Origin of the sequence: Halomonas sp. AOP30-A1-24, assembly GCF_052378165.1 — a bacterium.
GTDB lineage: Bacteria > Pseudomonadota > Gammaproteobacteria > Pseudomonadales > Halomonadaceae > Vreelandella > Vreelandella citrativorans.
The window spans coordinates 40,520-66,240 of record NZ_JBQSXL010000005.1 but is presented as its reverse complement, the minus strand read 5'-3'; the positions used below and the strand labels follow the sequence as shown (position 1 = coordinate 66,240).

Here is a 25,721-nt window from a genome sequence, read left to right as displayed (position 1 = left end):
TTAGTTAGATAGTATCTTAGATAGTATCAAGGTGTTACATAGCTTGAGGAGGATCGGTTAAGCTGATGTTTCATTAATGGAGAGCGCACGTTATGACACCACGGCTGATTGCTTCTGATCTTGATGGCACCCTGTTGGGGCGCGACCATCGCTTGCACGAAGATACCATTGAGGTCTTAAGAACGTTGGTAAACCAGGGGCATCACTTGGTGCTTGCATCAGGACGCCACTACGCCGATATGCGTGTCTTTAGAGATCAGCTCAATGTCCCCATCCATTTAATCAGCAGTAACGGTGCCTATACACACGACCCTAACGATCAATTGCTGGCGGCCTACCATGTCGGGTCCCCTCAGGCTGCCGCGTTGATTAAATTGCCGCGCCCGGACAATGTACGGTTAAGCCTTTACCTGGACGATGCCTGGTACATAGATGCTGAGTCGCCCAGCCATTTGGAAATGCATGCAGCCACGGGCTTTGTCTACCAAGTGGTGCCGCCGGAGAAGATGCCTACCGAGGGGATAGGTAAGGTGCTTTACGGCGGGCGCCCCGATGCGCTGTTAAAGGTCGAAACCGCCATCCGCGAAATTAATGATGGCTCGCTTCACGTGACTTATTCAACCAGCGATTCGTTAGAGATTATGGCGGGAGGCGTCAATAAGGGAGTGGCACTGTCGGCGCTGCTCAAGCGCCTCTCGGTTGCACCTGAAGATTGCCTCGCTTTTGGCGACAACCTCAACGACGTTGAGATGCTAAGCCTGGTGGGCGAGCCGCACTTCATGATTAACTCACACCCAGAAATGGCCGGCAGGCTAAACGCCGCGCGGCAGATAGGCCACCACGGCGATGCCGGTGTGGCCGAGCTGTTACGCGAGCGATTTGCACTCTGAAAGCGACATTAAAAAGAAGATTCGTTAGCGCCCGTTCCATCATTAGTCGAAGGGGACTTGAGATGCCTGGTCCCCTCGACCATCATCATGGCCCCAGAACGACAACAACATAGGGCCAAAGCCGCTGCAATGACGACACCCGCTGCTACCTTGATTGTGGTCGATGACGATCCGGAAATTCGTGAGCTGCTTGCTGATTATCTGGGTCGCCACGGTTATCGTGTTTTCACCGCCGATGGCGCCGAAGCGCTACATGCTCTGCGCTTGGAGTGTTCTCCCGACTTGCTGATTGTCGATTTAATGTTGCCCGGCGATGACGGGTTTACCATCTGCCGTGATGTGAGAAAACATAGCGATGTGCCGATTATTATGCTCACGGCCAGTGCTGATGAGACCGATCGAATTCTCGGCCTGGAGTTAGGTGCTGATGACTACCTGAGCAAGCCATTTAACCCCCGCGAGCTGTTAGCGCGCATTAAAGCAGTATTGCGGCGTACGCGCAGTGATGCGGCGCCTATTCCCACAGGGCAAGCGCGTTGGGTGGGGTTCGGTCAGTGGCAGCTGGATCGCATGACGCGAGAGCTGATTGACGAGAAGGGTGAGCGTACCTCGCTCTCAGGGGCCGATTTTCAACTACTTCAAGTGTTTCTGGAACACCCTGCCACGGTGCTCTCGCGGGATGATCTCTATGCGCTGACCCGGGGGAGAGACGCGCCGCCGTTTGATCGCTCCATTGATGTTCACGTTTGTCGGCTTCGCCAGCGGTTGGGCGAAGATGCTCAGCATTCACAACTGATCCGCACGGTGCGAGGGGCGGGCTATGTGTTAACCGCCCAGGTAGATGCATTAACGTGAAAGCGACAGGATGGAGAGGCATTAGACGTAGGCTGGCCCGCTGGCTGCCCGCCTCTCTGCGTGGGCGCTTTGTCATTATCATGATCGCAGGAGTGCTGGTGGCTCAAGGGGCCAGCTACGCGATCTGGACATCCCAGGTGCGCTCCAGCCATTTGGCCCAGCTGGATGAGCTATCTACTAATATGGCGTTTAGCATAGCCTCCACCATGAAGTTTTTCCGCTCACTGCCCGTGGATTATCGTCACATCGTGCTTGATCAGCTGCGTAATATGGGCGGCACGCGTTTTTTTGTGAGCGTTAACGAGCGCCGACTCATGGTCAACGATATTGGCTCAGGGCTGGAAAAAGAAGTCGTCGTGAACAACGTACGTTCGGTGCTCACTCGCGAGCTTAATATTGACGATGTCGTCGTCGAATTTTCGCGTCCGGAAAATCTGCGCGTACTCAATAACGAGGTGCTGCTTTATGACCTGCCGCCCCGTTGGGGGCAGCACAGCCTGATGATGGAGCCGCTATCGCCGCCCATTTTAGTCGTACAGTTAGAGCTTTCACCTGGCACCTGGCTTTACGTTGCCACGCTCCTGGGTGTGCCCGATATTTTTAGCGGCTATCGCTGGCTTTCTGAAGAGCGTTTGCTGGTAGGGCTTTTGGTACTGCTGAGCGTGTTGGCGCTTTCGTTACTGGGCATTACCAGCGTGACCCGGCCGCTGGCACGGCTTTCACGCGCGGCCAGGCAGTTGGGAGATGACCTTGATATTCCCCCCTTAAAGGAGAGCGGCCCCAAAGAGGTGGCGGCCACTGCCATTGCGTTTAATCGAATGCAGCGACGCATACGCGAGCAGATTGAGGAGCGCGAGCGGCTGTTCTCCGCTATTTCTCATGACCTAAAAACACCGATCACCCGTATGCGCCTGCGTGCCGAGATGCTGGATGACACGCTCCAGCGCGAGCGTTTTTGTGCCTCTCTGGACGAATTGGATAGTTTGGTAAAAGGCGCGCTGGCATCGGTAAAAGGGCTGGACCTGCATGAAGAACCAGTGCCTGTCTCCCTGGAGCAACTGCTTGAAGAACTGGCCGAGGCGCTTAGCTTGCAAGGGGGGGAGGTCAAGATTGAGCGCCAGAGTGCCGTCAACATCGAGCCGATTGTTGCCAAGCCTCTAGCGCTAAAGCGTTGCCTGGCCAATTTGCTTGAGAACGCGATTTTTTACGGTAAGCAGGCGGATATCTATCTGTTTGATGAGGAGGAAAGCGTCACCTTACAGATACGCGATTACGGCCCGGGCATTCCTGAAAAGCAGCTAGAACGCGTGTTTTCGCCCTTTGTAAGGCTGGAACCCTCTCGCAGCCGCCATACCGGTGGTAGCGGCTTGGGGTTAGGCATTGCCAAGCATATCGTCCGGGCACACGGTGGCAATATTCAGCTTGCCAACCATGCCGAACAAGGCCTAATCGTGACCCTTACGCTACCGCGTCAGGAAACTATTACGGGTTTGTAATAAACCTCCAACACTATGCAGCACTCGGTAACTCACGTTGCTGCTTTTCCTGGAGTAACCTTCTAAAGGCCGACCGTCCGAGAGGACAATAACAATATCAGGAGCGACGCAATGCCGATGTTTAAGAAAACCACCCTCGCACTCGCCTTAGCCGGGGCTACACTTGCCGCGACAGCTCACGCCGATGACGTCGAAGTACTTCACTGGTGGACCTCCGGCGGTGAAGCCCGCGCTGCCAACGTGCTTAAAGAGCTGATGGAAGCGGAAGGTTATGGCTGGCAGGATTTTGCTGTCGCCGGGGGCGGTGGTGAAACGGCGATGACCGTGCTCAAGTCGCGTGCCATGTCTGGGAATCCTCCTTCAGCGGCTCAAATCAAGGGGCCTGAAATCCAGGAGTGGGGCGAGCTGGGTCTGTTAGGTAATCTTGATGATGTCGCAGACGCCGAAGGCTGGAATGAACTGCTGCCTGAGGTTGTCGCCAATATCATGCGCTATGACGGTCAGTATGTGGCGGTACCTGCTAACGTCCACCGGGTGAACTGGCTTTGGGCCAACCCTGAAGTACTGGACGCTGCTGGGGTTGAAATGCCAACGACCCTGGACGAGCTGTTTGTCGCGGGAGAGGCCATTCGCGAAGCGGGCTTTGTGCCGCTGGCGCACGGTGGCCAAGCCTGGCAAGACGCTACGGTATTTGAAAGCGTGTTATTAGGTGGTCAAGGCAGTGAGTTTTACCAAGCGGCGTTGGTGGATTTAGATCCGGAAGCGCTGGGCGGCGATCAAATGATCGAGTCGCTGGAAGACTTTAAGCGTCTGCGTGAGCTAATGGACGAAGGTATGCCTGGGCGTGACTGGAACATTGCCACTGCGATGGTGATTGAAGGCGTGGCAGGTATGCAGTTGATGGGCGACTGGGCCAAAGGTGAGTTTACCGCGGCGGGACTGACAGCCGGTGAAGAGTATCTGTGTGCAGCGGCACCCGGCACGGAAGACGCATTTACCTTCAACATTGATAGTCTGGCCATGTTCCGGGTAACGGATGACGGCGAGCGTGAGGCGCAACAGGCATTGGCACGTTTGGTGCTTGAACCTACTTTCCAGGAAGCCTTCAACCTGGCGAAAGGCTCAATTCCAGCGCGTCCTGACCTGGATATGAATGAATTCGACAGCTGTGCTCAGCAGTCGCTGGCCGACTTTCAGCGCACCGCTGAAGAGGGCGGTTTAGTGCCCAGTATGGCGCACGGCATGGCCGTTCGCGCGGATGTACAAGGGGCTATTTTTGACGTCGTAACTAACTACTTCAATAGTGCTGATATGACCGCCGAAGAAGCCGCTGAACGCATGGTGAGCGCAGCGCAAGCGGCCTCGTTCTAACGCGCTTTTCGCTTGGCTTGGTTTAGCCTGACTCAGGTAGGGCGCAGGCAATACCGCCAGGAATTGCTGTAGGGCGCCGCCGCAACGGCGGCGCTTGAGTTTACGGGTAAGCCACTTCTTTTATAAGAGTTACCTCCCCATGAAAAATACCTCTGCGCTGCGCCTAGCGCCTGGTGCCAAGCGGTCAACATCTTCTGGTGGTCTGCAGGCGTGGCTTCCGCGCCTGGTATTGGCGCCGTCGGTAGCGATTTCGCTGTTCTTTGTTTACGGCTTTATGCTGTGGACCTTCGTGCTCTCGTTGACCAGCTCGCGCATGCTGCCCAGCTACGATTTTGTGGGCTTTGGGCAATATGCCCGTTTAATGGCGAACGACCGCTGGTGGGTTGCCTCAACCAACCTGATGATTTTTGGCGTGCTGTTTGTGGCCATTTGTCTGGTAATCGGTGCGTTTCTGGCCATTTTGCTGGATCAAAAAATTCGCCAGGAAGGCGCGCTGCGCACCATTTATCTCTATCCCATGGCGCTTTCATTTATCGTCACTGGCGTAGTGTGGAAGTGGTTGCTTAACCCGCAGCTGGGTATTCAAGCGATGGTGCAGAGCTGGGGTTTTGAGTCCTTTCGCTTTGACTGGATTATTGACCCCGATATGGCTATCTACACGCTGGTCATTGCGGCCGTATGGCAGGCATCCGGGTTTGTCATGGCGCTGTTTCTGGCCGGGCTGCGCGGCATCGACGACAGCATTGTCAAAGCGGCTCAGTTAGATGGTGCAAGCCTGCCGCGCATTTACTGGCGTGTGGTAATGCCTTGCCTGCGCCCGGTGGTGTTTAGTGCCGTAATGATTTTGGCGCATATTGCGATCAAAAGTTTTGACCTGGTGATTGCCCTGACTGGCGGCGGGCCTGGGTACGCGACCGACTTACCGGCCACCTTTATGTATGCCCACGCGTTTAATCGCGCCCAGATTGGCTTGGGGTCTGCGAGTGCCATGCTCATGCTTGGCGGCGTGCTGGCGATTTTGATTCCTTATCTCTACTCCGAATTAAGGAGCCGTAAGCATGGATAATGTCATTCGTCGCCAAACCTTCGCGGCCCGGTTGGGTCGTGTTGTGCTGTACGGCGTACTGATTCTTGCTGCGCTGTTTTATATCCTGCCGCTTATCGTGATGTTGATGACCTCGGTGAAGCCGCTTAGTGAAATCAGCGCCGGAACACTTTTATCGTGGCCACAAAATCCGACCCTCGCGCCCTGGACAAAAGCCTGGGGAGAAGCCTGTACCGGCATGCGTTGCGATGGCGTCGGCGGTTATTTCTGGAACTCCTTTGCGATCGTTATACCCGCGGTATTGATCTCAACCACCATCGGCGCACTTAACGGCTACGCGCTCACCAAATGGCGCTTTAAGGGGTCCGAATTGGTGTTTGCGTTAATGCTGTTCGGCTGCTTCATTCCCTTTCAGGTGGTGTTGCTGCCCATGGCGCAAACCCTGGGTTGGCTGGGCATTTCCAGCTCACGTGCTGGCTTGATACTGGTGCATGTGGTGTTTGGGATTGCGTTTACCACGCTCTTCTTTCGTAACTTTTATGTGGGTATTCCCAACGAGCTTGTGTCGGCTGCGAAGTTGGACGGCGCCGGATTCTTCCGCATTTTCTGGCGAATCCTGCTGCCGGTTTCTGCACCGATCATCGTCGTCTCGGTGATTTGGCAGTTCACTCAAATCTGGAATGACTTTTTGTTTGGCGTGGCCTTTTCGGCCCACAACACTCAGCCCGTGACCGTGGCGCTTAATAATCTTGTCAACACTTCCACCGGCGTACGTGAATATAACGTCGATATGGCAGCGGCGATGATCGCAGCGCTACCCACCCTGGTGGTGTACGTACTGGCAGGCAAATACTTCGTGCGTGGGTTAACCGCCGGTTCCGTCAAAGGCTAGTTGTGAGAAGAGCCTGATAACAAAACAGGATGTTTTTTATGTCGACATTAGAAATTCGCAACGTTCGTAAAGAGTTTGGCAGCGAGCGAGTGCTGAAAGACGTCAGTATTTCGATTAATTCCGGTGATTTTTTGATTCTGGTCGGGCCTTCTGGCTGCGGCAAGTCCACGCTAATGAACGCGATTGCCGGGCTTGAGCCGGTGACCAGCGGCCATATTTTGATTGATGGCGAAGACGTTACCTTTAACACGCCTGCCGAGCGCGATATCGCCATGGTGTTTCAGTCCTATGCGCTTTATCCCAGCATGACCGTGCGCCAGAACATTAGCTTCGGGTTAGAGATGCGTAAAGTGCCCAAAGCCGAACGCGAAGCCTCAGTAGAGCGCGTGGCAGACTTACTGCAAATCACCCACCTGCTGGAGCGCAAGCCTGCCCAGCTTTCCGGCGGGCAGCGCCAGCGGGTGGCGATGGGGCGGGCGCTGGCGCGGGAGCCCAAGGTCTATCTGTTCGATGAGCCGCTTTCCAACCTGGATGCCAAGCTGCGCGTTGATATGCGCACCGAAATCAAAAAGCTTCACCAGCGCCTAGGCACCACGATTGTCTACGTTACTCATGACCAGGTAGAAGCAATGACGCTGGCCGACTGCATTGCCGTCATGCGTGACGGCAATATCCTCCAGCTTGGCAGCCCTGATGAGGTGTATAACAACCCGGTCGATATGTTTGTGGCGGGCTTTATGGGGTCGCCCTCCATGAACTTTATTCGCGCGATGCTGGAAAAAGAGAGCGACCGCTACCAGCTGCGAATTGCAACGCCAGGTGAGACGGACTTACTGCTTCCCTGGCCTGAAAGCCGTATGACGCCCGATATGGACGAGCGTCTTAATCAACCGGTCATTCTTGGCCTGCGTCCGGAACACTTTAGCGAAGAGGATGTGCGTCTAACGGCGCAGGCCGAAGGCACGCTGCTCAACGCAAATATCAGCGTGGTAGAGCCGACCGGTGCGGATATCCTGCTGCGGTTGCCGCTGGGCGAGCAGGAAGTTACTGCCCGCGTTGGTCCTAAATGCCCGGTTGTCGCCGGAACGCGCCTGGCGCTGCGTATTGATATGGAACAAGCCATTCTGTTTGATGCGGTGAGCGAGCAGCGAATCGCTTAGCCAGTGGCTACTCCCTGGTCCGTGTGGCCTGGGCAGGCTCTTTATCCAGCCGTTTGATCTGGCGCCAGAGGTCCTGGCGCAGGTCGGCCATTCTGGGTTGCTCTTCGGGCATGAAGGCTACCGGACGGCAGAGGCGCTGGGCACGTAGCCCCAAACGGGCGCTAAGCAGCCCGGTGGCCAGGCCTTGGCTTGCGCGAGTGGAAATTCGCCCAGCCAGGTGCAGCGAGAGCATATCCATACTGGCATCGGCGGCGAGTTCGCTTACGCCTGCAAACGCCATGTTGCGCAACACGTTTCTAAACAGACGTAAGCGGCTGGCGTAACCAAGTTCCAGGCCGTAAAGCCGGCATAACCTGTCGACCATGGCGAGACTGCGCCAGGCTACCAGCGCCATATCCACCAGCGTAAGGGGGCTGATCGCCACCATAATGGCGGTTTCCCCAGACATACGGGTTATCAGGCGCTGCGCCTCACGATCGCGGGGTGCCAACAAGTGGTGGCGCAGCAGCGCCTGAACTTCCTCTCCGTTATGATGCGGCTCACAGGCGCGCTCAAACGCTTGCCAGTGGGGATCGTCCGCTGAAAGCTTTAATTGCTGGCGAAGCTCTTCGGCCATTTTCTTTGCCTGATGGGGCGAGCGTTGGGGCAGTTCAGCTAAATCGCTACGCAGTCGATCATGGCGTTTCAGACGCCTTAATCGGCCGAGTTCTCTGATCAGTGACATGCCCCCTAAGCCAATCAGGCTGATGCCAAACAGCTGCCACGCCAAATTCATCCACGCTGACTGGGAAAGCGCATCGGGAATGCCGGTGGCCAGTTCGATGATGCCCAGCGTGGCTCCACCTGCCAAGGCAAACATTAACCCCCAGCGGCGTTTGCGTGGGGCGCCCAGGCTGGTAGCGGGCAACGCCTGTTCCTCGGCCGCCGTTATAAGGGGCTGGTCATCGTCGGTTGCTTCAAAGCGCTGCTGCTGGCGTAGGCGGGTCTCCTGCTCGGTAACCGTGTCGGGCGTATCGTGCAGGCGAAAATTACGCCGTGGCTGTGGGTCGGTCATGCGAGTTTATCTCCAATCAGCCAATCAATGGCGGCGTCCATTCGGATATGTGTCAGTGCATCCGATGCCGATGGCATGGGTCGAAAGCTGGGGAAGTCAAAGCCCTGGTGCTGCCAGAAGTCGGCATTGGGCAGGCGGGTCGGGACATCGCCTGGGTAAACCAGCACGTCTTCTCCTTCAAGCGTCGTGCCGCGTAGCGCCGAGGAGCGTTTTCCATCTTGCAATACTTCGCGTGCCTCGGTGGCCCGAATAGCTGCAAGCGACAGCGCTTTTACCGGCACGTTGGCAAAGCGTAAATCCTTCAGCGGTTCGGCTAGCAACGCTTCCAGTAACTGTACAACATGGCTGTGCTGGTCAGGCGTTACGTGATCCGCTTTGGTGGCGGCGATGGCCAAACGGTCAATTTTGGGTGCGAACAGCCGCGATAGCAGGCTGCGTTTGCCGTAGTCGAAGCTTTGCATTAATTGATGCAGCGCACGGGAAAGGTCCTCAAACCGTTCTGGCCCGGCGTTCAGTGCACCCAGTACATCGACCAGTACAATCTGGCGATCAAAACGCCTGAAATGATCACGATAGAAGGGCTTCACCACCTGTTGCTGATAGTAGCGAAAACGGGCAGCAAGCGTGGCGTAAAGGCTGCTTTGGGGCAGGCTGTTGAGCATTTCCCTGGAAGCATCAAGATGGGGCAGGGGGAAAAACTGCAGCACCGGGGCGCCCGCCAGCTCACCGGGAAGCAAAAAACGCCCCGGTTGAAGGTCCGAAAAGCCCGCCGCCTTGGCACGACGAAGCCCTTGCGCATAGGCGTCAGCCAAGTGCGCCAGTTGAGCTTCGTCCGCTTCAGAGGCGGGGGCTAAAGATTTCACCGCGTTTAACCACTCGCTGAAGAGTGCGCGCCGCTGCTCGCCTTCCAACAAGGGCTGGGCCTGGCACCAGCTGTAAAAATCGTGCTGCAGCAGCGGTAAATCGAGCAGCCATTCGCCTGGGTAGTCAAACAGGTCCAGCGTTAAATGGGCGATATCCGGCGACAGCCAGCCGCTTTGCGCAGGCCGATAGCGCAACTGCAGGCGTAATTCGCTGATGCCCCGTGTCGGTTCGGGCCAGCGCGGCGGCGTATCGCGCAGCGCCGCCATGCCTGGGTCGTAGGGGAAACGGGGAACGCCAAGATCGGGTTGATTAAGCCGCTGTGCGCCCAGTAAGCGGCCATCTCGGGCGGCGGGCAATAAATCCAGCCTTGCCTCGACGCCCGCATGACGTAGCTGGTTCACCAACGAGGTTAAAAACGCCGTTTTGCCCGCTTGTGATAGCCCCGTTACCGCTAAGCGCAGCTGACGGTCTCGGCCTCGTTCCAGTAAGTTACTCAGTTCGCGGCTTAACGGCTGGCGCATCCTGGCGTTCCTTTTGTTAATCCTGAATTCAGAAGTCATGGGGCCGTGGCCGTAAGCGGCTCACGTAGTGAGCGAACATTAGTGGCTGGCGGCGTTGCAAACGTAATGGCTAATTTGGTTGCTAGCATAGTGAATAGCATAGCCAAGGGTTGATGAACCGTGCATTAACCGCGACTTAGCGTTGTCCCCAGCAGGTGCTGGGCGCCTGGTACCAGCCACACCGGGTCAAGGCGCGTGTTGGCGGCTTCAATGCACAAAAAATGGCGCGCGGCGTCAGCAGGTGTGTCGCCGGGAGGGTTCGCACCGGGGTGCCACACCACGGTTGAATCACTTGACTGCTTGGCAACGCGCAAGCGGCGCACGCCATCATCTAGAAGCACGGCTTCATTGCTGTGATAAATTCGGTCGATGCCGCCACGGATAGCCAGCGTGCCTTGGTGCTCGGACTCCGCAAAATCACGCAGTTTGTCCAGGTAACGGGCGCCCGCAAGACCTTCCACACGACACTGATGCACGTCATCAACGGCTAAATAGGTGTGCAGCGCACCGCTGGTTTTAACCGGCGTATCGCCGATATTTTCACTGATAAGCTCAACATTTAAGCGCTGCGCGTTGGCCTGAACCACCACGCGTGCGGTGAGTTGGTTGTGCAGAGGGTGCTCGGGAGAAAGGTGCACCTCAATTCCCTCTGCGTGCTCATCAACGGCGTCCAGCCGCCAACTGGCTTGGCGAGCCAAACCGTGGAATGGGCCGTCGCGTTCAGGACTTTCGTCGGCGTAGCGCTCGTCTGCAAACCAGGGCCAGCATAATGGGATGCCGCCGCGTATAACGTCGGGCATTGCGGGCGGTGTCGGTGTTACCCAAAGCCAGCCGGTATCATTGGCAGGTTTGAAGTGAAGCACTTGGGCGCCTTGTAGGCTGATGGCAAGCTCGCCCCAGGGCATATTGAAAAGAGCGACATTGCGTCCTTCCCACGTCGTTATTTGCTGGCCGTCTACGCTAGCCATAAGAGTTACGAGTGAATCAGGGGTCATGAGCGTTCCTTAAAAGGGTGTGTATCAAATCAGGCAGGATTGTCGCGCTGTGTGCTATGGTAGGACAAGCATAATGAGTAGGTAAAACGCCTAGGTTGGCAGGTAAGAGACATAGGTAAAACCCTGAAAAGTGGATATCAAGGAGGCACTATGGGCTTTATTGCGTGGTTAATTATTGGTGGTTTGGCTGGCTGGATCGCTGGCAATATCATGCGCGGCGGCGGTTTCGGCATCCTGGGCAATATCGGTGTGGGTATCGTTGGAGCCGTGTTAGGTGGCTTTTTGTTTAGTTTGCTAGGCTTGCAGGCGGGCGGCTTTATTGGCTCGCTAGTGACCGCTACGGTAGGGGCTGTCGTACTGCTGTGGGTTATTAGTAAAGTGCGAAGTGCGTAGCGTTAAATAAAAGACGCCGTGCTTAAGCGGCGCACTGGTTCGATATCATTTGCTGCCCGGCCTTGTGTCGGGCAGTGTCGTTTTGCACCAATCGGTCAGTTTAGCTATCGGTCTTGCCACCACTTTCCGTTACACTAAGGCGCTTTGCTCTAGCGCACTGCTGGTAGATTTTTTGTTTCGAGGTGTCTCTTGGTCGACGCGTTAAACGCTTGGTGGGCCCAACAGCTGGTGCTGTGTGATTGGGCATTTACCCCGCATCCGCTCTCGGTGGATACGCAAGCTGCTGAGCAGCGTTTGCTGCAACTGGGTATTACCAGCCGTAACGAGCTGGCCGAACAGCTTTTTCATGCGTTAGGCGCTTCGACAGGAGAAGCAGACCGCTTATTGGGCGCGCTTGAGTGGTCGGCGTTGGCCGGGGCAGCAGGGTGGTTAAATGCCGATCAGGCTCATGCCTGGGCGCACCATGTTATCCGCCGTATTACCGCTGACTACAGCGATTTACGTGGCTGGCTTTCAGAGCTGCGCCGGGTGCTGGGCGCCAAGGGCTGGGAAACCGGCGCGGATGATCGTTTTATTGACGCTTGCCAGGCACTCTCAGCACTGGAAAGCGAAGACGAAGGGATTACCTGGCTAAGGCTTGAACATACGCTGGCACAGTTGCCCGCGCCGGCGCCGTTATGGCCCCAGGCGGCAGAAGCGCAGGTGTGGCGTTTATGTGCGCTGTTTCGCCCCGTTATTAGCTACCCCGCAAACCGAGCCGATTGGCCGGAAGCCGACCAATGGCTTGAACGCATTTGGCAGATCAATGACCGCGAGCAGCTACTCGAAGTGGCGCTATGGCTGAGCGCTCAGGGAGAGCGCCAGCGCTGGGATATTGAAGCCCGTGAGCTGCTGGGGATGGATAACGCCCAACGGCTTGCTTGGCAGCAGGATGAAATAGAAGACTCGCCCTACGCGGGTGTCCTCAACGCGTTTGTAAGCCAAGGCGAGCCGCTTGAGTGGGCCGCGTGGGACTGGCTGCGGCTGGTGGAGATTGCCTGGGCCGGTGCTTGCTGTGGTTGGTTAAGCCAGGCAGAAGCAGATGATCTTGCATGCCACGCAGCGGACCTAATGAATCATCGCTACCACGACTGGCGCGCTATTCTAAAAGCCTATATGCGAGGTCAGAGCCTTTTTGAGGGTGTCGACCGACGCGATATGACGCCTAACCCTCATCACGCCTTACTGCTCAACGCCGCGCATAGCCCATGGGCCTGCCCGCCCTCTACGCTGTTGAATGAGACGAGTCGCCAAGCATCACAACAGCGTGTCAAAGCGTGGCGCAATACGTCCCATCACTGGCTGCTGGCGTTAGCGGGGGTACGTGAACCCGATGTCATGCTGCGCCAGCTAAACCCCGGTGCACCCATTGCCGAGCAGCGCCGAGCAGATGCCGCGCTTTACCTTCTAGAGTCGCTTGGCCTGCATGCGGATGAGGGCCCCGCTGTTCTCGCCCGTTACTGGTTGCCTGCCCAGGCACATCATCTTAATCAGTTAGCGGCCGATGCGGTGCACGGCGTGTTGCCGCCATCACACACGCTGTTTGGTCAGCCCGCGTCAGACGAGTTGAAGCAGCGTAATGCGGTGAAGGGTGTCAGCCGTCATGCGGCCACTATCCATATGGCGGAAAAGTTTGCCTTCTATTTGCACATGTCGCTGGATAGTGGTTTATTCGAGCGTGAGCCGCTGCTTGCTTATGCCCGTGAACTACGTAGCTGTTTGTGTCGTTTTTACCCTAACCCCAAGCGGTTGCTGGAAGCCTGGTTTGCCTGGGAAAGTTGCTTGCCGGAGCCTGAGCATACCTCGTTAATTAACGAGATTGCTTGGCACCTGGAAGATCCAGGGAGCCTCTTTTACTGGCTGGACTGGCGCCCCGATGCCTGGTGCGAGCCAGGCGGACGGCCAACGCTTACCCATTTTACGGCCATGTCACTGGTTGGGCCGCTTAATAGTGCCGTGTGGAGTGAGCCTCAGCCAGAAAGTGCGCGCGAGTGCGCGGACATTAAAGAGTGGGTGGAGAGTCACTATCACTTGAGCAGTGCTGCCGATATGCAAGAGTTTCTAACCTTTATGTTGGAGGCTGGCGACCGCCAGGAGTATCAGATCAACTATGCGCCCTATACGCTGAACCCGGAGCGTCTAGAGGCCGAAATCGCGATTCTGGAATCGGGTGACTGTGCCGAAGAAGATCGCCACCATCTGCTTCGCCTACGGCGTGTGCAGGGTAATGAAGATAGCTGTAATGATGTTGACATGGCCGCATGGGATATTGCTCAGCTTGTCGATTTGGCGATCGCTGCCCGGCAGTTGGGTTGGCTGGAAAGTCAGGCATTTGCCGAGGTGCTGGACCGTGCGTACCATTTGGCGGCTGATCACTATGCTGGCTGGCAAGAGTACGCCGCAGGAATGTATGCTGGATTCTCGTTTTTTATGGGTGAAACGCCCGAACGTGACAGCTTTTTAGCCGGGTTTCGTCAAGCCATGGTGGCTTGGGTGTGCGGTGCACCGATCCTTGCGGGCCCTTGGGCAAGCCTCGATTTTCCGGGTAATAAACCGCGCCATTTTGCGCCGCTGCATATCGACACCTTACCCGGTGATTCACGAACATTACATTGAGGCTCGCCAACCATGCATTGTCTAGCTTATAGTTTAACGCGTGTTAATTACCCTACCTTCACCATAATAGTACGAGGTTAATCGCATGGTTGCGTTGCCACACCCCGCTGTGACCGCTGTCCGTGTTGTAAGTGTTTGTGTTGTCATTGCTTTTCTGGCTGGCTGTGCAGGCTCTTCGCATCAATCTATCGAGCCGCCCGAGGACTATTTCTCGATGACGCTGCCAGGAATGGCGAAAGGCGTTAGTCCTCAGATGTCACCCGTCAGTAATTCGTTAGACCAGTTACGTAGTTTTCAGACACCGCCACCGACTCTGGTGCGTCAGGCACTACTGGAACAGCACCAGCGATGGTCGGGGACGCCTTACCGCATCGGCGGGACGTCAGAACGAGGAATCGACTGTTCGGCGCTGGTACGTAATGTTTATCGCGATACGTTTAATTTAGAACTACCCCGTTCCACTTCGGGCCAGATACATGAGGGACGCTCGATCGACCGCCAAGAGCTGCAGGCGGGCGATCTGGTTTTCTTCCGTCCGCCAGGGCGTTATAATCATGTGGGCATCTATGTCGGAGATGGCTACTTTTTACATGCCTCTACCTCACAAGGCGTCATCATTTCCAGTTTGGATAACAGCTACTGGCAGCGTTATTACTGGCAGTCGCGTCGGGCGCTGGAACCCACCAACCTTGCTTATTTAGGCAGTAACTTCACTCCGTGAAGGGGCAGGGCTGTTGGCGTTTCGCTTCCAGCCCCGCAAGTTGTCTACTCCTGGGAATGGCATGATTGAAGCCAAAACACGTGCTTGGTGGCGAGCAACAATGGCCCTGTGTTTAGGGTCATTTCTGGTATTTATTAATCTGTATGTTCCTCAACCGTTACTGCCCGAGCTTAAAACGGCCTACGAGGTGTCTACCTTAGGCGTCAGCCTGCTGATGTCGGTTGCTACGCTGTCGCTTGCCTTGTCCCTGTTGGTCTTTGGACCGCTTTCCGATGCGATAGGCCGTGAAGGCATTATGCGTATCACGCTACTGCTGGCGGGGGGCTGTTCGCTGGCGCTGGCATTTGCTCCGAACTTTGAAAGTCTGCTACTGCTTCGCTTGGTTCAGGGATTTGTATTAGGCGGCCTACCCGCCGTTGCTATTGCCTGGATGGGCGATGCCTTTGAAAAGTCTGCGCTGCTAAGCGCCGTAGGGCTCTATATTGGTGCCAATACGCTAGGCGGTATTAGCGGTCGGGTCGTAGGGGGGGCCGTCGCGGAGATAGGTGGGCCCTCCGCTTCCTTTATTGTGGTTGGGGCGATGACGCTGGTTGGCTGCGCAGTATTTTGGCGCTTATTGCCTAATAGCCATGCGTTTGAGCCCAAGCGTTTTCAGCTTCGCCGCGCGCTGGTAGACCTGGCCGGGCATTTGCGCAACCCGGTGCTGCTTGCAGCCTACTGCCTGGGCGGCATCAATTTTCTTATTTTTATCAATCAATATAGCTACATCACCTTTCGCTTGGCCGCTACACCTTATGCGCTGGCAGCGAGCGGGCTGGGGCTGATTTTCCTGACCTATTTGGGTGGCACTTTTGCATCGGCTATTTCTGGCCGACTGGCCGAGCGCACGTCTCCGGCTACTTGCATGATGGCAGGCGTGGCGATTCTGATGACAGGTACCGCCGTCACTCTGCATGATTCGCTGGTGCTAATTATTGTCGGTCTAACGATTAATGCGTTTGGTTTTTTCTTAACGCACTCACTGGCGTCCAGCTGGGTGGGGCGTTATGCCCAAGGCGCGCGTGGCAGTGCGTCAGCCCTTTACCTGGTGTTTTATTACGTGGGCGCAAGTCTCGGTGGCTTCTGGCTGGAGCCTTTTTGGCAGGGAGCTGGCTGGCTTGGTGTGACCTGGGCTTCGTGGATTCTGTTAACGGTTACGTTAACCATCACGCTAGGAATGTGCTGTTTCGAGCGCCGTTGCTGCCTTTAATGAAGGCATAAAAAAGGCAGCCCGCAGGCTGCCTTTTTAGCAAACGTGGGCACTTAGTGCTCAACGCCACCTTCACCGTGCACATGGCCGTGCTCGGTTTCTTCCTGGCTTGCTTCACGTACGGTTGCAATCTCAACGTCAAAGTTAAGTTGCTGGCCTGCCAGCGGGTGATTGCCGTCAACGATGACGGTATCGCCTTCGATGTTCTTAACGGTCACCATTAGCGGGCCACCTTGAGTCTGGGCTTGGAACTGCATGCCCGGCTCAATGTTTTCAACGCCCTGAAAAGCATCACGCGGTACTTCTTGTACCAGCTGCTCTTGGACTTCGCCGTAGCCCTCTTCGGGGGATACTTTAACGTTCAGCTTGTCGCCCGCTGCGCGGCCTTCCAGCTCTTTCTCCAGGCCCGGGATGATGTTGCCAGCGCCATGAAGATACGTGAGCGGCTCACGGCCTTCGGAACTGTCGAGCACCTCACCTTCATCGTTGGTCAGGGTATAGTGGAACGCGACAACCGAGTTTTGCGCAATTTGCATTGGATAACCTTTCGGTGAGTGCATGTCCCAATATGGTAACGCGTGAGGCGTGGCTTGTCAGGGGGTAAACCGGGTTTTTACGCCTGATCGTTAATAGTGGTGTTGCGCCTTGCAGTCACCGGGGATACTCTAAGCCAACAACTTTTCCCTTTTTAAGATCACATTCACTGGAGCTTGCATGACAATCTTCTTTATTTGGCTTATTGCATTTGTCCTGATTGCCTACTTTGCCAATCAGAAGTGGAGCAATGGCCTCAGCCAAGGCCTGGACCGGCTTTTGCCTGGCGTGATGAAAAGCCACGGCGATAATCGCTACTTGTGGGTAACGACGCTGGCTGTATTAGGCGCAACAACGCTGGTTCGTCCGGTGGATATTTTGCTTGTGACTATTTTGCTGGCGTTGGTTGGTTGGGTCATTGTGAAACTGGCCGGTTGGGCGAGCAATATGTCACACTAATTAAGCTATCAAGCGGCGAATGTCATTGCCGCTATGAACATAAAAATGCCCGGCTAAAGATAGCCGGGCATTTTTTTGCGTTAAAACGAATAGCTCACTTAACGTGGTAAATGTTCATCTTACCTGGCGACAAGCCTGAGACCTATCAACCCGAGCCTATCGGCGAAGCGCTATTAATACGGAGCGACGCTTACGTTTGAGCCACTACCGATCAGGCGAACACGCTGGCCTGCCTGGTAGGCGTGATCCGCTCCTTGTACCACCACCACGTCGCTGCCATCATCAAGGCGGATTTCCATTTCCAGTGCGCTGATGCGGTTGGCGCGGTCTTCAGCAGCGGTGCCCGCAATCGTGCCACCCAGAGCGCCGGCAACAGTTGCCAACTGACGACCTGAACCGCCACCCACTTGGCTACCCAACAGACCACCAATAATGGCGCCACCGCCACTACCCAGCAAGCCTCCCGCACGGCTATCTGCCTGAATTTGTACGGGCCTTACCGCTACGATGGTTCCATAAGTAACGCTTTGGCTGGTTTTAGCTTGGTTGCCGCGATACACATCACCTGAATAGGGGGCAGTGTTGGCACACCCGGCCAAGGTCAGGATGCTTAACGCAGCAACAGGTAGTAAACGTTTCATTAAAACCTCCAAGGTATGCAGCTTAAAAAAGTATAATCAGGTGCTTCAAGGGTAGTGCAATGTTTATAAAAAGTAACTGAATTGACTAATTAAGACCAGAGAATATCAAAAGGCCGTAAATCCCAGTGTAGACAGAGAATAAGAAAACAGTGTGCATATCTAACAATAAAAAAAGGAGGCTAAAAAGCCTCCTGAGATAAAGATACTTCGTCGTGGAGTGCGGGTACGGCTACATTAGCCAAACTGGTTCATTGTATTATCTTTGCCGCCCGCTTTAAGCGCTGCGTCGCCGTGGAAGAACTCCTTATGGTCATCGCCAATATTAGAGCCTGCCATATCTTGATGTTTTACCGTGGCAATTCCTTGGCGAATCTCTTCTCGCTGAACACCTTGTACGTAGGCCAGCATACCCTCTTTACCAAAGTAGCCCTTGGCCAGGTTGTCGGTTGAAAGCGCCGCAGTGTGGTAGGTGGGCAGCGTAATAAGATGGTGAAAAATACCCGCTTCACGGGATGAGTCACGCTGGAAATTGCGCGTCCATTCATCCGCCAACTGGCCAAGCTCGGTAGTGTCGTACTCGACACTCATTAGCTTGTCACGCTGATAGGCGGACACATCCTTACCCTCGGCTTGCCAGGCATCGAACACCTGCTGGCGGAAATTGAGCGTCCAGTTGAAAGAGGGCGAGTTGTTGTAAACCAATTTGGCATCGGGCACCACTTCGCGGATACGGTTGACCATGCTGGCAATTTGCCCAACGTGGGGCTTTTCCGTTTCAATCCACAGCAAGTCGGCGCCATTTTGCAGGCTGGTAATACAGTCAAGAATGACGCGGTCTTCACCCGATCCAGCTTTAAACTGATAAAGGCCTGATGCCAAACGCTTGGGTTTGACCAGCTTGCCGTGTTGCTTGATAACCACATCGCCATTATTGATATCGGCAGCATTCTCGATAACGTCACCATCCAGAAAGCTGTTGTACTGATCGCCGAGGTCGCCTGGTTCATGGGTCACGGCAATCTTCTGGGTCAGCCCAGCGCCCAGCGAGTCCGTACGAGCAACGATAACGCCATCTTCCACGCCGAGCTCAAGAAACGCGTACCGGACTGCGTTAATTTTGGCTAGAAAATCCTCGTGCGGAACCGTGACCTTGCCATCTTGGTGGCCGCACTGTTTCTCGTCGGACACCTGGTTTTCGAGCTGAATGCAGCATGCGCCGGCTTGAATAAACTTCTTCGCTAGCAGATAGGTGGCTTCCGCATTACCAAAACCGGCATCAATGTCGGCAATAATAGGCACGATATGAGTATCATAATTGTCGATTTTGCTAATGACTTCCTGCTCTTTGGCGCTGTCACCGCTGGATTTTGCGTCATCCAGCGCGCGGAAAAGATGATTAAGCTCCCAGGCATCGGCCTGCTTCAAGAAGGTGTAAAGCTCCTCAATCAGGTTGGCGACCGAGGTTTTCTCATGCATGGACTGGTCGGGCAGGGGGCCAAATTCGGAACGTAGGGCAGCGACCATCCAACCCGAAAGATAGAGGTAGCGGCGCTTGGTGGTGCCGAAATGCTTTTTGATGGAGATCATCTTCTGCTGACCAATAAAACCGTGCCAGCAGCCTAGCGACTGCGTGTACTGTGCCGTATCGGCATCGTAGGCAGCCATGTCATTGCGCATTATCTTGGCGGTATAGCGCGCAATATCGAGCCCTGTATGGAAACGGTTTTGAGCACGCATCCGCGCTGCATGTTCAGGCTTAATCGCCTCCCACTTGCCGCTTTGGGCCTCACGTAATTGAGCGATGGCTTTAATATCGTTGAGTAGTCCAGACATGAGCAATTCCTCCAGGGTTAAACAGCACTTCGCAAGGTTGTGTTTGTGCTGCGCTTGCGAAAACGTTATCAGCGTCTACCGGCTGTAAGGCATGGCTTCTGTCTAGGCAGAGATACCTGGTAGCGCTGCAGTGCAATAACTATTGACGACAAGGAGGGATTCAACAATTGACACTTGGAGGCAGACGGGGTTGTAACTTGACGACAGAGGGTTAACAAAATGGCGTGTTTGTGTAGTCGTTTTTCGTCAGGCGCGTCACCGGCCCATAAAAAACGCCATCCGAAGATGGCGTTTGGTGCTCAATATTGAGAGACGTTGGGTAGGTGCTGGATCTACTCTTCGTCCTCTTCTTCATCCATAAAGCCCATGCTGCCAGTGTTAACCAACTGGGTAAGTAACGCCGCCGCACCATCAAGCTCAAGAACGTCTTCATAGAAGGGAGCCGATTCTGATAGGCGCTTGGCAAGTGCTTCAGAGCAGGAATGACCATCGCCATCGACAAACAGCGTGGTGCCGCGCGAATCGCTACGCCAGGCAAAGCGTGAACCGGGCATTGCAAAAAGCGGTTCACCCGCTTGCAGATGCGCGACCAGCGCTGCTTCATCCAACGGCGACTCCAGTGGAGCGACCTGATCCATGTACTTGGGTTGCGTCATCACGCGGCCAAACCACTGTGCCATTTGCTCAGGATTGTCCAGCGTTGACAGCATAAACTGGCGCATGCGCTCGATAGCCGCATCATCCAGCTCGCCGGCCTGGCTTGCGGGTGCCATGCCCGCATCGCTGTAGCGCTTTGACGCGGGCAACTGCTCGCCCAGGTAATCCGCGTAAGAGGTAATGGACTCATCGGCAGAGGGTGCGCGAAAGCCTACCGAAATCGTCATGCAGTCATCGGTCTGGCTGACGCCGTGATGTGCCCAACCCGGCGGAAGATACAGCATATCGCCTGGTGCCAATGTCCAGTCTGAGTCTGGTTCAACCTCAAAGGTTTCCAGGATACGCAGGTCAATGCCCTGAATAATCGGGGCGTCATCGGACTGCTTACCCCCCAGCTGCCAACGGCGGTGACCGCTGGCTTGTAGTAAAAAGACATCGTACTGGTCGATATGCGGGCCGACGTTGCCACCTGGCGGTGCATAGCTGATCATAATATCGTCTAACCGCCAGCGTGGCAGAAAGTCGAATTCATCCATCAGCGCAGCAACCGCCGGTACATAGTGGTCAACCGCCTGCACTAACAGGCTCCAGTGGCCTTCAGGCAGGCGCTCAAACGTAGCTTCATCAAGCGGGCCATGAGAAACCTGCCAGGCCCTGTCGGGGCCTTTTTCTTCTACCAGGCGCGCTTCTACACCCGGTTCACAAGCAAGGCCCGCCAGTTCATCAGGATCAATCGGGCTTAGAAAGTCAGGTATAGCGCCACGAATCAGCAGCGGTTTCTGTTGCCAGTAGTGGGCCAGGAAGTCCTCGGGCGTTAAATCGCCCAGCAGGGTAAGTGGCTTATCGTGTTGGCTCATGGCGGTATCCTAATTGAGTGGCCGCAGCGCTTATGACAAGCTGCCCAGGCGTTGAGTAAGTGCTTCAGCTTGCGCTTGTGCATTACCAATATAGCTTGCCGGGGAGAGCTCTTTAAGCGCTGCTTTAACGTCGTCTGGCAGCTCAAGGGTATCAATGAAGGCGGCAAAGCCTGCCTGATCAATACGCTTGCCACGTGTCAGCTCTTTAAGTTTTTCGTAGGGTTTTTCAATACCGTAGCGGCGCATAACGGTTTGAATTGGCTCGGCCAGCACTTCCCAGCTGTTATCCAGGTCGGCGGCCAAGCGCTCAGGGTTGGCTTCCAGTTTGCTGATGCCTTTTAAGCTGGCGTGATAGCCAATCAGGCCATATGCCAAACCTACACCTAAATTGCGCAGCACGGTGGAGTCGGTCAAGTCGCGTTGCCAGCGGGAAATGGGCAGTTTTTGCGCCAGGTGAGCAAGCACGGCGTTCGCCAGGCCGAGATTGCCTTCCGAGTTTTCAAAGTCGATAGGGTTAACCTTGTGCGGCATCGTAGACGAGCCGATTTCGCCTTCAACCGTGCGCTGTTTGAAGTAACCCAGCGAAATATAGCCCCAAACGTCACGATCAAAGTCGATCAAAATGGTGTTGAAACGGCATACCGCATCGAACAGCTCGGCAATGTAGTCGTGCGGCTCAATTTGCGTCGTGTAGGGGTTGAAACTTAGTCCCAGCCCTTCGACGAAGGTGCGCGCATTGGCTTCCCAGTCGATGTCGGGGTAGGTGGTCAAGTGAGCATTATAGTTGCCAACGGCGCCGTTGATTTTTCCCAAAATTTCAACGCGTTCGATCTGCTTGAGCTGGCGCTTTAAGCGGTAGGCCACGTTAGCCATTTCTTTGCCAAGCGTGGTGGGGCTTGCCGTTTGGCCGTGGGTACGCGAGAGCATCGGCTGAGCAGCGTGGGTAATCGCGAGCTTAGCCACTTCATCGGCTACTTCGTGCATGGTAGGCAACAGTGCTTTAAGGCCATCGGCCAGCATTACACCGTAAGACAGGTTGTTGATGTCTTCCGAGGTGCACGCAAAGTGAATGAACTCGGTCACTGCGTTCAATTCGGCGTTGCCAGCAATTTTCTCTTTCAGGAAGTACTCGACGGCTTTCACATCATGATTGGTCGTCCGCTCAATCTCTTTGATACGTTCGGCATCAGCAATCGAAAACTCACCCACTAATTGCTCAAGAAAGGCGGTCGCCTCGGCGGAGAGAGGCGGCACTTCAACGATTTGATGGTGCTCCGCCATGCGCTGCAACCAGCGTACTTCCACAATTACGCGGGCGCGTATCAGGCCAAATTCACTGAAGTGTTCGCGCAGCGCGGACGCTTTGGCGCTGTAGCGACCGTCAACAGGAGAGAGAGCAGTCAAAGCGGAGAGTTGCATGGCATCGTTTCCAAGTAGTTCAAGAACAGGTGAGTCGGGAAAAAGTAAAGAGGCGCAATATCCGCCATTTAAAAGCGTTAACCGAGGCTATCCAGCGCACGGCGCAGAGCTTTGCGCTGAAAAATCAACTTCCAGCGGCGTCCACCCTGCTGATGCCATAAGAGCCCAAATCGAATGCCTGACAATAAGCAGGCACGCACGCGTTCCGGCATCATACGGCTTTGCAGTAATGAGGGGGCACCCTGCACTACAATGCGCGTTTTAAACGTGGAAACCGTCTCCTTGTAAGCTTCGCCGAGGCTTGAGATGACGTTTTCATGGGTAGCGCTAAAGTGTTCGGCCTGACCCTGAATACGGGTAAGGTGCTGGCCCAGAGAATCCATCATGTCGTTGTTGGTGCGCAGCATATTCATGACCAGTAAAATCGTAAAACCGTAGCGCAGCACTACCGGGTTGGCCTGCTTACGGCCTACCAGCGCCTCAAGCGTTTCAAGGCCACGGCGCAGGTTGTTGGGGTGGCCGCCATAGATCGCTTCAAAGCTTTCCGGGTTGGTATCCACGGTCGCTTCAATCAGCGTGTCCCAGGAGCGGGTATCCACTTGGCCGGTGCGCGCTAGCTCATCCACCAGGCTGGCTGCTTGAAACACACCGGCCAGGGCAAGTGCCTGGCGTATAGCGGGTGAGTCAGGCGCCCGGTGAATGGGAGTGGGGGTGCTCATGCGGCAGTCTCCGTGGCATTCCATGTCGCGCGAATGACGCCGCCGCCCAAGCAGATATCGCCATCGTAAAGTACCAACGATTGGCCGGGCGTCACCGCCCACTGCGGGTCATCGAACGTCACTTCAACGCCGCCATCGGGCAACGTGCGCATTTCGCAGGGGCAGTCGCTCTGCCGGTAGCGGGTTTTGGCGGTAAACCGGCCTGACGCTGCGGGTGGTTCGCCTGCGACCCAGTCCATGGCCTCGGTGGCCAACGTATCCGAAAAAAGTAGCGGATGATGCTTGCCTTGTACCACGACCAGTACGTTGCGCTCTAAATCTTTTATCGCTACGTACCATGGGTCTTCGGAGTAGTTGGCCAGCCCGCCAATCCCCAGCCCTTGGCGCTGCCCCAGGGTGTAGTACATCAGCCCCATGTGGTCGCCAATTACATCGCCTTCAGGTGTCTCAATCTTGCCGGGTTGCGCGGGTAGATACTGCTGTAAAAAGTCACGGAAGCGCCGTTCGCCGATAAAGCAGATGCCCGTGGAGTCTTTCTTTTTGGCGGTGATCAGGTCGTGTTCTTCGGCAAGCGCACGAACGGCGGGTTTTTCCAGCTCACCCACCGGGAACAGCGTGCGGGCGATAGCCGCTTCGGGCACCGCGTGCAGGAAGTAACTCTGATCCTTGTTGCCGTCCAGCCCTTTAAGCAGGCGCGGGCGAACACCACTGGTGCCTTGGCGAACCTGTCCTTCACGCACATAGTGGCCGGTGGCGATCTTCTCGGCGCCCAGCATTTCGGCGTACTCAAGAAACACCTTGAACTTGATTTCCCGGTTGCACAGGATGTCGGGGTTGGGTGTACGCCCGGCCTTGTACTCTTCCAGGAAGTGCTCAAACACGTTATCCCAGTACTCGGCGGCAAAGTTGGCCGTATGCAGCTTGATGCCCAGCTTGGCACATACTGCTTCGGCGTCGGCAAGGTCTTCCTTTGCCGTGCAGTATTCAGTGCCGTCGTCTTCGTCCCAGTTCTTCATGAACAGGCCTTCCACCTCGTAACCCTGCTGCTGCAGGATAAGAGCGGAGACAGACGAATCGACGCCACCCGACATGCCGACAATTACTTTGCCTGCGGCGGGCGCCTCGGTAGTGGGCGAGCCATTGGTGGATGTCATTGGCATCCTCGGTTGAAGTGGTATGCAATTGGGCGGTGATTATACACGATGGGGGGTTGGTGCTTCGAGTGCTTCACTCTTGAATGACGCTTAATGGATAGCAGCGTTCGCAGATAGCGTCCTCAATGCGTTTGAGTACCAAGGGGCTTCTTAAGCGGTTTGCGTCTTTTAAGGCGCGAATTTCGTCAAGCGTTAGCCAGTGGGTCGCCACAATGTCACGGTCCAGTGGGGTGTCTTGCTGCTTAAGCGGCTCGGCAAGAAACCCGTGGCTGTGAAAGGTTTGCCCACTCTTTGCGTGAAAAACATACAGACCTAAATAGCCCGTAAGCGTCACCTGCCAGGCCGTCTCTTCTTGCACTTCCCGTACGATTGCCGCCATAGGGCCTTCGCCCAACTCAATATGCCCCGCCGGTTGGTTAAAAACGGTAGTTGGGCCGCCCTTGGCTTCTTCAACCAGTAAAAAGCGGTCGTGATGTTGAATAACACAGGCGGCCGTACTGTGAATGGCACTGCTTCGAGTAGCGCTCATGAGGGCTTTCGCTGGCGCGAGGCAGACGATTTGCCCGAGCGCTGGGGGCTTGGCGCCTTTCTTGGGGCATGCAGGGTTTCCTTGCGCCATTCACCAGGCTGTAAATCACCCAACTGCCAGGCGCCTATCGAGGCACGAATCAAGCGTAGTGTGGGAAACCCGACATGGGCGGTCATCCGGCGTACCTGGCGGTTACGGCCCTCGCTAATGGTCAGTTCCAACCAGCTAGTGGAGGGGTGGCGCTTGGGGTCGATGGCCGGTTCGCGGGGGGCAAGTGCCGGTGGCGCTATTAGTCGAGCTTTGGCAGGGCGGGTAGGGCCGTCCTTCAAGGTAATCCCGGCCCGCAACGCATTAAGCGCGGTGTCGTCGACCTGGCCTTCAAGCTGTACCCAATAGGTTTTGGGTTGCTTGTGGCGAGGGTGCGCAATTCGGTGGATGAGCGCGCCGTCATCACTAAGTAACAGGAGACCTTCAGAGTCATAATCAAGTCGTCCAGCCGCATAAACACCGGGCACCTTAATAACATCGGCAAGGGTAGCTCGCCCTTCGTTATCGGTAAATTGGGAGAGCATGCGGTAGGGTTTGTGGAGTAAATATAGGCTGCTCATAACGTCTCTTACATCTTGCGCCGGATTTGTCGACAATCTCTCATGCGGTTAAAGTGCAGCGCTGGTATACTCCTGCGTGACCGCTGGAGTCGTCGTCAACACCACCGAAGT

24 protein-coding genes are annotated in these 25,721 nt (G+C 55.5%); 12 read left to right on the top strand and 12 right to left on the bottom strand.

Annotated features, from left to right (window positions below; all coding sequences use genetic code 11):
• Positions 1-92: 92 nt before the first annotated feature.
• The 7 genes from ACT3TJ_RS04195 (at position 93) to ACT3TJ_RS04165 (ending at position 7,709) form a co-directional block, all read left to right on the top strand.
• Positions 93-890, top strand: coding sequence for an HAD family hydrolase (locus tag ACT3TJ_RS04195; RefSeq protein ID WP_193056749.1), 798 nt, complete (start codon positions 93-95; stop codon positions 888-890).
• 129 nt (positions 891-1,019) lie between these two features.
• The gene (locus ACT3TJ_RS04190; RefSeq protein WP_193056748.1) at positions 1,020-1,745 is read left to right on the top strand and encodes a response regulator; all 726 of its coding nucleotides are present in this window, start codon (positions 1,020-1,022) and stop codon (positions 1,743-1,745) included.
• A gap of 80 nt (positions 1,746-1,825) precedes the next feature.
• Entirely contained in the window at positions 1,826-3,241 is a 1,416-nt protein-coding gene (locus tag ACT3TJ_RS04185) for an ATP-binding protein (RefSeq protein ID WP_193056799.1), read from the top strand.
• A 111-nt stretch (positions 3,242-3,352) separates the two neighbouring features.
• Positions 3,353-4,612 carry an ABC transporter substrate-binding protein gene (locus ACT3TJ_RS04180; RefSeq protein WP_193054827.1) on the top strand — a complete coding sequence of 420 codons (1,260 nt, stop codon included), beginning with the start codon at positions 3,353-3,355 and terminating at the stop codon, positions 4,610-4,612.
• Between the two features lie 139 nt (positions 4,613-4,751).
• On the top strand, positions 4,752-5,678 hold the full coding sequence (locus ACT3TJ_RS04175) for a carbohydrate ABC transporter permease (RefSeq protein WP_172117198.1): 927 nt from the start codon (positions 4,752-4,754) through the stop codon (positions 5,676-5,678).
• Entirely contained in the window at positions 5,671-6,549 is an 879-nt protein-coding gene (locus ACT3TJ_RS04170) for a carbohydrate ABC transporter permease (protein WP_193056747.1), read from the top strand. The genes ACT3TJ_RS04175 and ACT3TJ_RS04170 overlap by 8 nt, the downstream gene beginning before the upstream one ends.
• A 38-nt stretch (positions 6,550-6,587) precedes the next feature.
• Positions 6,588-7,709 (top strand): ABC transporter ATP-binding protein, encoded by a 1,122-nt coding sequence (locus ACT3TJ_RS04165; protein WP_193056746.1) that lies wholly within the window; start codon positions 6,588-6,590, stop codon positions 7,707-7,709.
• A 7-nt stretch (positions 7,710-7,716) separates the two neighbouring features.
• Here the strand turns inward: ACT3TJ_RS04165 and ACT3TJ_RS04160 are convergent, their stop codons facing one another.
• The 3 genes from ACT3TJ_RS04160 to ACT3TJ_RS04150 all read right to left on the bottom strand — a co-directional run bounded on the left by ACT3TJ_RS04160 (position 7,717) and on the right by ACT3TJ_RS04150 (position 11,182).
• Positions 7,717-8,763 (bottom strand): YcjF family protein, encoded by a 1,047-nt coding sequence (locus ACT3TJ_RS04160; protein WP_193056745.1) that lies wholly within the window; start codon positions 8,761-8,763, stop codon positions 7,717-7,719.
• Entirely contained in the window at positions 8,760-10,148 is a 1,389-nt protein-coding gene (locus ACT3TJ_RS04155; protein WP_193056744.1) for a YcjX family protein, read from the bottom strand. The genes ACT3TJ_RS04160 and ACT3TJ_RS04155 overlap by 4 nt, the downstream gene beginning before the upstream one ends.
• 164 nt (positions 10,149-10,312) lie before the next feature.
• Entirely contained in the window at positions 10,313-11,182 is an 870-nt protein-coding gene (locus ACT3TJ_RS04150) for a D-hexose-6-phosphate mutarotase (protein ID WP_193056743.1), read from the bottom strand.
• Positions 11,183-11,332: 150 nt separating this feature from the next.
• On the opposite strand from ACT3TJ_RS04150, the gene ACT3TJ_RS04145 reads away from it, so the two are divergent.
• From ACT3TJ_RS04145 to ACT3TJ_RS04130, 4 genes are all read left to right on the top strand, one after another.
• Positions 11,333-11,575 (top strand): GlsB/YeaQ/YmgE family stress response membrane protein, encoded by a 243-nt coding sequence (locus ACT3TJ_RS04145; RefSeq protein ID WP_192527808.1) that lies wholly within the window; start codon positions 11,333-11,335, stop codon positions 11,573-11,575.
• 189 nt (positions 11,576-11,764) lie between these two features.
• Entirely contained in the window at positions 11,765-14,230 is a 2,466-nt protein-coding gene (locus ACT3TJ_RS04140; protein ID WP_193056742.1) for a DUF1266 domain-containing protein, read from the top strand.
• Positions 14,231-14,315: 85 nt separating this feature from the next.
• Complete coding sequence (locus ACT3TJ_RS04135; protein WP_172117191.1) at positions 14,316-14,951, top strand: C40 family peptidase; 636 nt, start codon at positions 14,316-14,318, stop codon at positions 14,949-14,951.
• 61 nt (positions 14,952-15,012) lie between these two features.
• Complete coding sequence (locus ACT3TJ_RS04130; RefSeq protein ID WP_193056741.1) at positions 15,013-16,200, top strand: MFS transporter; 1,188 nt, start codon at positions 15,013-15,015, stop codon at positions 16,198-16,200.
• A 53-nt stretch (positions 16,201-16,253) separates the two neighbouring features.
• Here ACT3TJ_RS04130 and ACT3TJ_RS04125 read toward each other — a convergent pair whose 3' ends face one another.
• Positions 16,254-16,736: an FKBP-type peptidyl-prolyl cis-trans isomerase gene (locus ACT3TJ_RS04125; RefSeq protein ID WP_172117189.1), complete on the bottom strand. Its 483-nt coding sequence runs from the start codon at positions 16,734-16,736 to the stop codon at positions 16,254-16,256.
• Positions 16,737-16,914: 178 nt separating this feature from the next.
• Here ACT3TJ_RS04125 and ACT3TJ_RS04120 point away from each other — a divergent pair, with 178 nt between their 5' ends.
• Positions 16,915-17,193, top strand: a complete 279-nt coding sequence (locus ACT3TJ_RS04120) for a hypothetical protein (protein WP_192527804.1) — start codon at positions 16,915-16,917, stop codon at positions 17,191-17,193.
• 173 nt (positions 17,194-17,366) lie between these two features.
• On the opposite strand, the gene ACT3TJ_RS04115 is transcribed toward ACT3TJ_RS04120, so the two are convergent.
• The 8 genes from ACT3TJ_RS04115 to ACT3TJ_RS04080 all read right to left on the bottom strand — a co-directional run bounded on the left by ACT3TJ_RS04115 (position 17,367) and on the right by ACT3TJ_RS04080 (position 25,610).
• Positions 17,367-17,834 carry an outer membrane lipoprotein gene (locus tag ACT3TJ_RS04115; RefSeq protein ID WP_087106221.1) on the bottom strand — a complete coding sequence of 156 codons (468 nt, stop codon included), beginning with the start codon at positions 17,832-17,834 and terminating at the stop codon, positions 17,367-17,369.
• A gap of 234 nt (positions 17,835-18,068) precedes the next feature.
• Positions 18,069-19,667 (bottom strand): isocitrate lyase, encoded by a 1,599-nt coding sequence (locus ACT3TJ_RS04110; RefSeq protein WP_172117187.1) that lies wholly within the window; start codon positions 19,665-19,667, stop codon positions 18,069-18,071.
• A gap of 332 nt (positions 19,668-19,999) precedes the next feature.
• Positions 20,000-21,181: a cupin domain-containing protein gene (locus ACT3TJ_RS04105; protein ID WP_172117186.1), complete on the bottom strand. Its 1,182-nt coding sequence runs from the start codon at positions 21,179-21,181 to the stop codon at positions 20,000-20,002.
• A 30-nt stretch (positions 21,182-21,211) separates the two neighbouring features.
• A complete protein-coding gene (gene purB, locus ACT3TJ_RS04100) occupies positions 21,212-22,600 on the bottom strand; it encodes an adenylosuccinate lyase (protein WP_193056740.1) in 1,389 nt (462 codons plus the stop codon).
• 77 nt (positions 22,601-22,677) lie between these two features.
• On the bottom strand, positions 22,678-23,319 hold the full coding sequence (gene hflD / locus ACT3TJ_RS04095) for a high frequency lysogenization protein HflD (protein ID WP_444665479.1): 642 nt from the start codon (positions 23,317-23,319) through the stop codon (positions 22,678-22,680).
• A complete protein-coding gene (mnmA, locus tag ACT3TJ_RS04090) occupies positions 23,316-24,473 on the bottom strand; it encodes a tRNA 2-thiouridine(34) synthase MnmA (protein ID WP_193056738.1) in 1,158 nt (385 codons plus the stop codon). The genes hflD and mnmA overlap by 4 nt, the downstream gene beginning before the upstream one ends.
• A gap of 73 nt (positions 24,474-24,546) precedes the next feature.
• Positions 24,547-25,002: an NUDIX domain-containing protein gene (locus ACT3TJ_RS04085; protein ID WP_193056737.1), complete on the bottom strand. Its 456-nt coding sequence runs from the start codon at positions 25,000-25,002 to the stop codon at positions 24,547-24,549.
• Entirely contained in the window at positions 24,999-25,610 is a 612-nt protein-coding gene (locus ACT3TJ_RS04080; protein WP_193056736.1) for a pseudouridine synthase, read from the bottom strand. The genes ACT3TJ_RS04085 and ACT3TJ_RS04080 overlap by 4 nt, the downstream gene beginning before the upstream one ends.
• Positions 25,611-25,721 lie beyond the last annotated feature (111 nt).

Excerpts from the sequence above, each read along its gene's own strand:
- ACT3TJ_RS04195 (WP_193056749.1), top strand. The coding sequence starts at position 93 with ATGACACCACGGCTGATTGCTTCTGATCTTGATGGCACCCTGTTGGGG.
- ACT3TJ_RS04190 (WP_193056748.1), top strand. The coding sequence starts at position 1,020 with ATGACGACACCCGCTGCTACCTTGATTGTGGTCGATGACGATCCGGAA.
- ACT3TJ_RS04185 (WP_193056799.1), top strand. The coding sequence starts at position 1,826 with ATGATCGCAGGAGTGCTGGTGGCTCAAGGGGCCAGCTACGCGATCTGG.
- ACT3TJ_RS04180 (WP_193054827.1), top strand. The coding sequence starts at position 3,353 with ATGCCGATGTTTAAGAAAACCACCCTCGCACTCGCCTTAGCCGGGGCT.
- ACT3TJ_RS04175 (WP_172117198.1), top strand. The coding sequence starts at position 4,752 with ATGAAAAATACCTCTGCGCTGCGCCTAGCGCCTGGTGCCAAGCGGTCA.
- ACT3TJ_RS04170 (WP_193056747.1), top strand. The coding sequence starts at position 5,671 with ATGGATAATGTCATTCGTCGCCAAACCTTCGCGGCCCGGTTGGGTCGT.
- ACT3TJ_RS04165 (WP_193056746.1), top strand. The coding sequence starts at position 6,588 with ATGTCGACATTAGAAATTCGCAACGTTCGTAAAGAGTTTGGCAGCGAG.
- ACT3TJ_RS04160 (WP_193056745.1), bottom strand. The coding sequence starts at position 8,763 with ATGACCGACCCACAGCCACGGCGTAATTTTCGCCTGCACGATACGCCC.
- ACT3TJ_RS04155 (WP_193056744.1), bottom strand. The coding sequence starts at position 10,148 with ATGCGCCAGCCGTTAAGCCGCGAACTGAGTAACTTACTGGAACGAGGC.
- ACT3TJ_RS04150 (WP_193056743.1), bottom strand. The coding sequence starts at position 11,182 with ATGACCCCTGATTCACTCGTAACTCTTATGGCTAGCGTAGACGGCCAG.
- ACT3TJ_RS04145 (WP_192527808.1), top strand. The coding sequence starts at position 11,333 with ATGGGCTTTATTGCGTGGTTAATTATTGGTGGTTTGGCTGGCTGGATC.
- ACT3TJ_RS04135 (WP_172117191.1), top strand. The coding sequence starts at position 14,316 with ATGGTTGCGTTGCCACACCCCGCTGTGACCGCTGTCCGTGTTGTAAGT.
- ACT3TJ_RS04130 (WP_193056741.1), top strand. The coding sequence starts at position 15,013 with ATGATTGAAGCCAAAACACGTGCTTGGTGGCGAGCAACAATGGCCCTG.
- ACT3TJ_RS04125 (WP_172117189.1), bottom strand. The coding sequence starts at position 16,736 with ATGCAAATTGCGCAAAACTCGGTTGTCGCGTTCCACTATACCCTGACC.
- ACT3TJ_RS04120 (WP_192527804.1), top strand. The coding sequence starts at position 16,915 with ATGACAATCTTCTTTATTTGGCTTATTGCATTTGTCCTGATTGCCTAC.
- ACT3TJ_RS04115 (WP_087106221.1), bottom strand. The coding sequence starts at position 17,834 with ATGAAACGTTTACTACCTGTTGCTGCGTTAAGCATCCTGACCTTGGCC.
- ACT3TJ_RS04110 (WP_172117187.1), bottom strand. The coding sequence starts at position 19,667 with ATGTCTGGACTACTCAACGATATTAAAGCCATCGCTCAATTACGTGAG.
- ACT3TJ_RS04105 (WP_172117186.1), bottom strand. The coding sequence starts at position 21,181 with ATGAGCCAACACGATAAGCCACTTACCCTGCTGGGCGATTTAACGCCC.
- purB (WP_193056740.1), bottom strand. The coding sequence starts at position 22,600 with ATGCAACTCTCCGCTTTGACTGCTCTCTCTCCTGTTGACGGTCGCTAC.
- hflD (WP_444665479.1), bottom strand. The coding sequence starts at position 23,319 with ATGAGCACCCCCACTCCCATTCACCGGGCGCCTGACTCACCCGCTATA.
- mnmA (WP_193056738.1), bottom strand. The coding sequence starts at position 24,473 with ATGACATCCACCAATGGCTCGCCCACTACCGAGGCGCCCGCCGCAGGC.
- ACT3TJ_RS04085 (WP_193056737.1), bottom strand. The coding sequence starts at position 25,002 with ATGAGCGCTACTCGAAGCAGTGCCATTCACAGTACGGCCGCCTGTGTT.
- ACT3TJ_RS04080 (WP_193056736.1), bottom strand. The coding sequence starts at position 25,610 with ATGAGCAGCCTATATTTACTCCACAAACCCTACCGCATGCTCTCCCAA.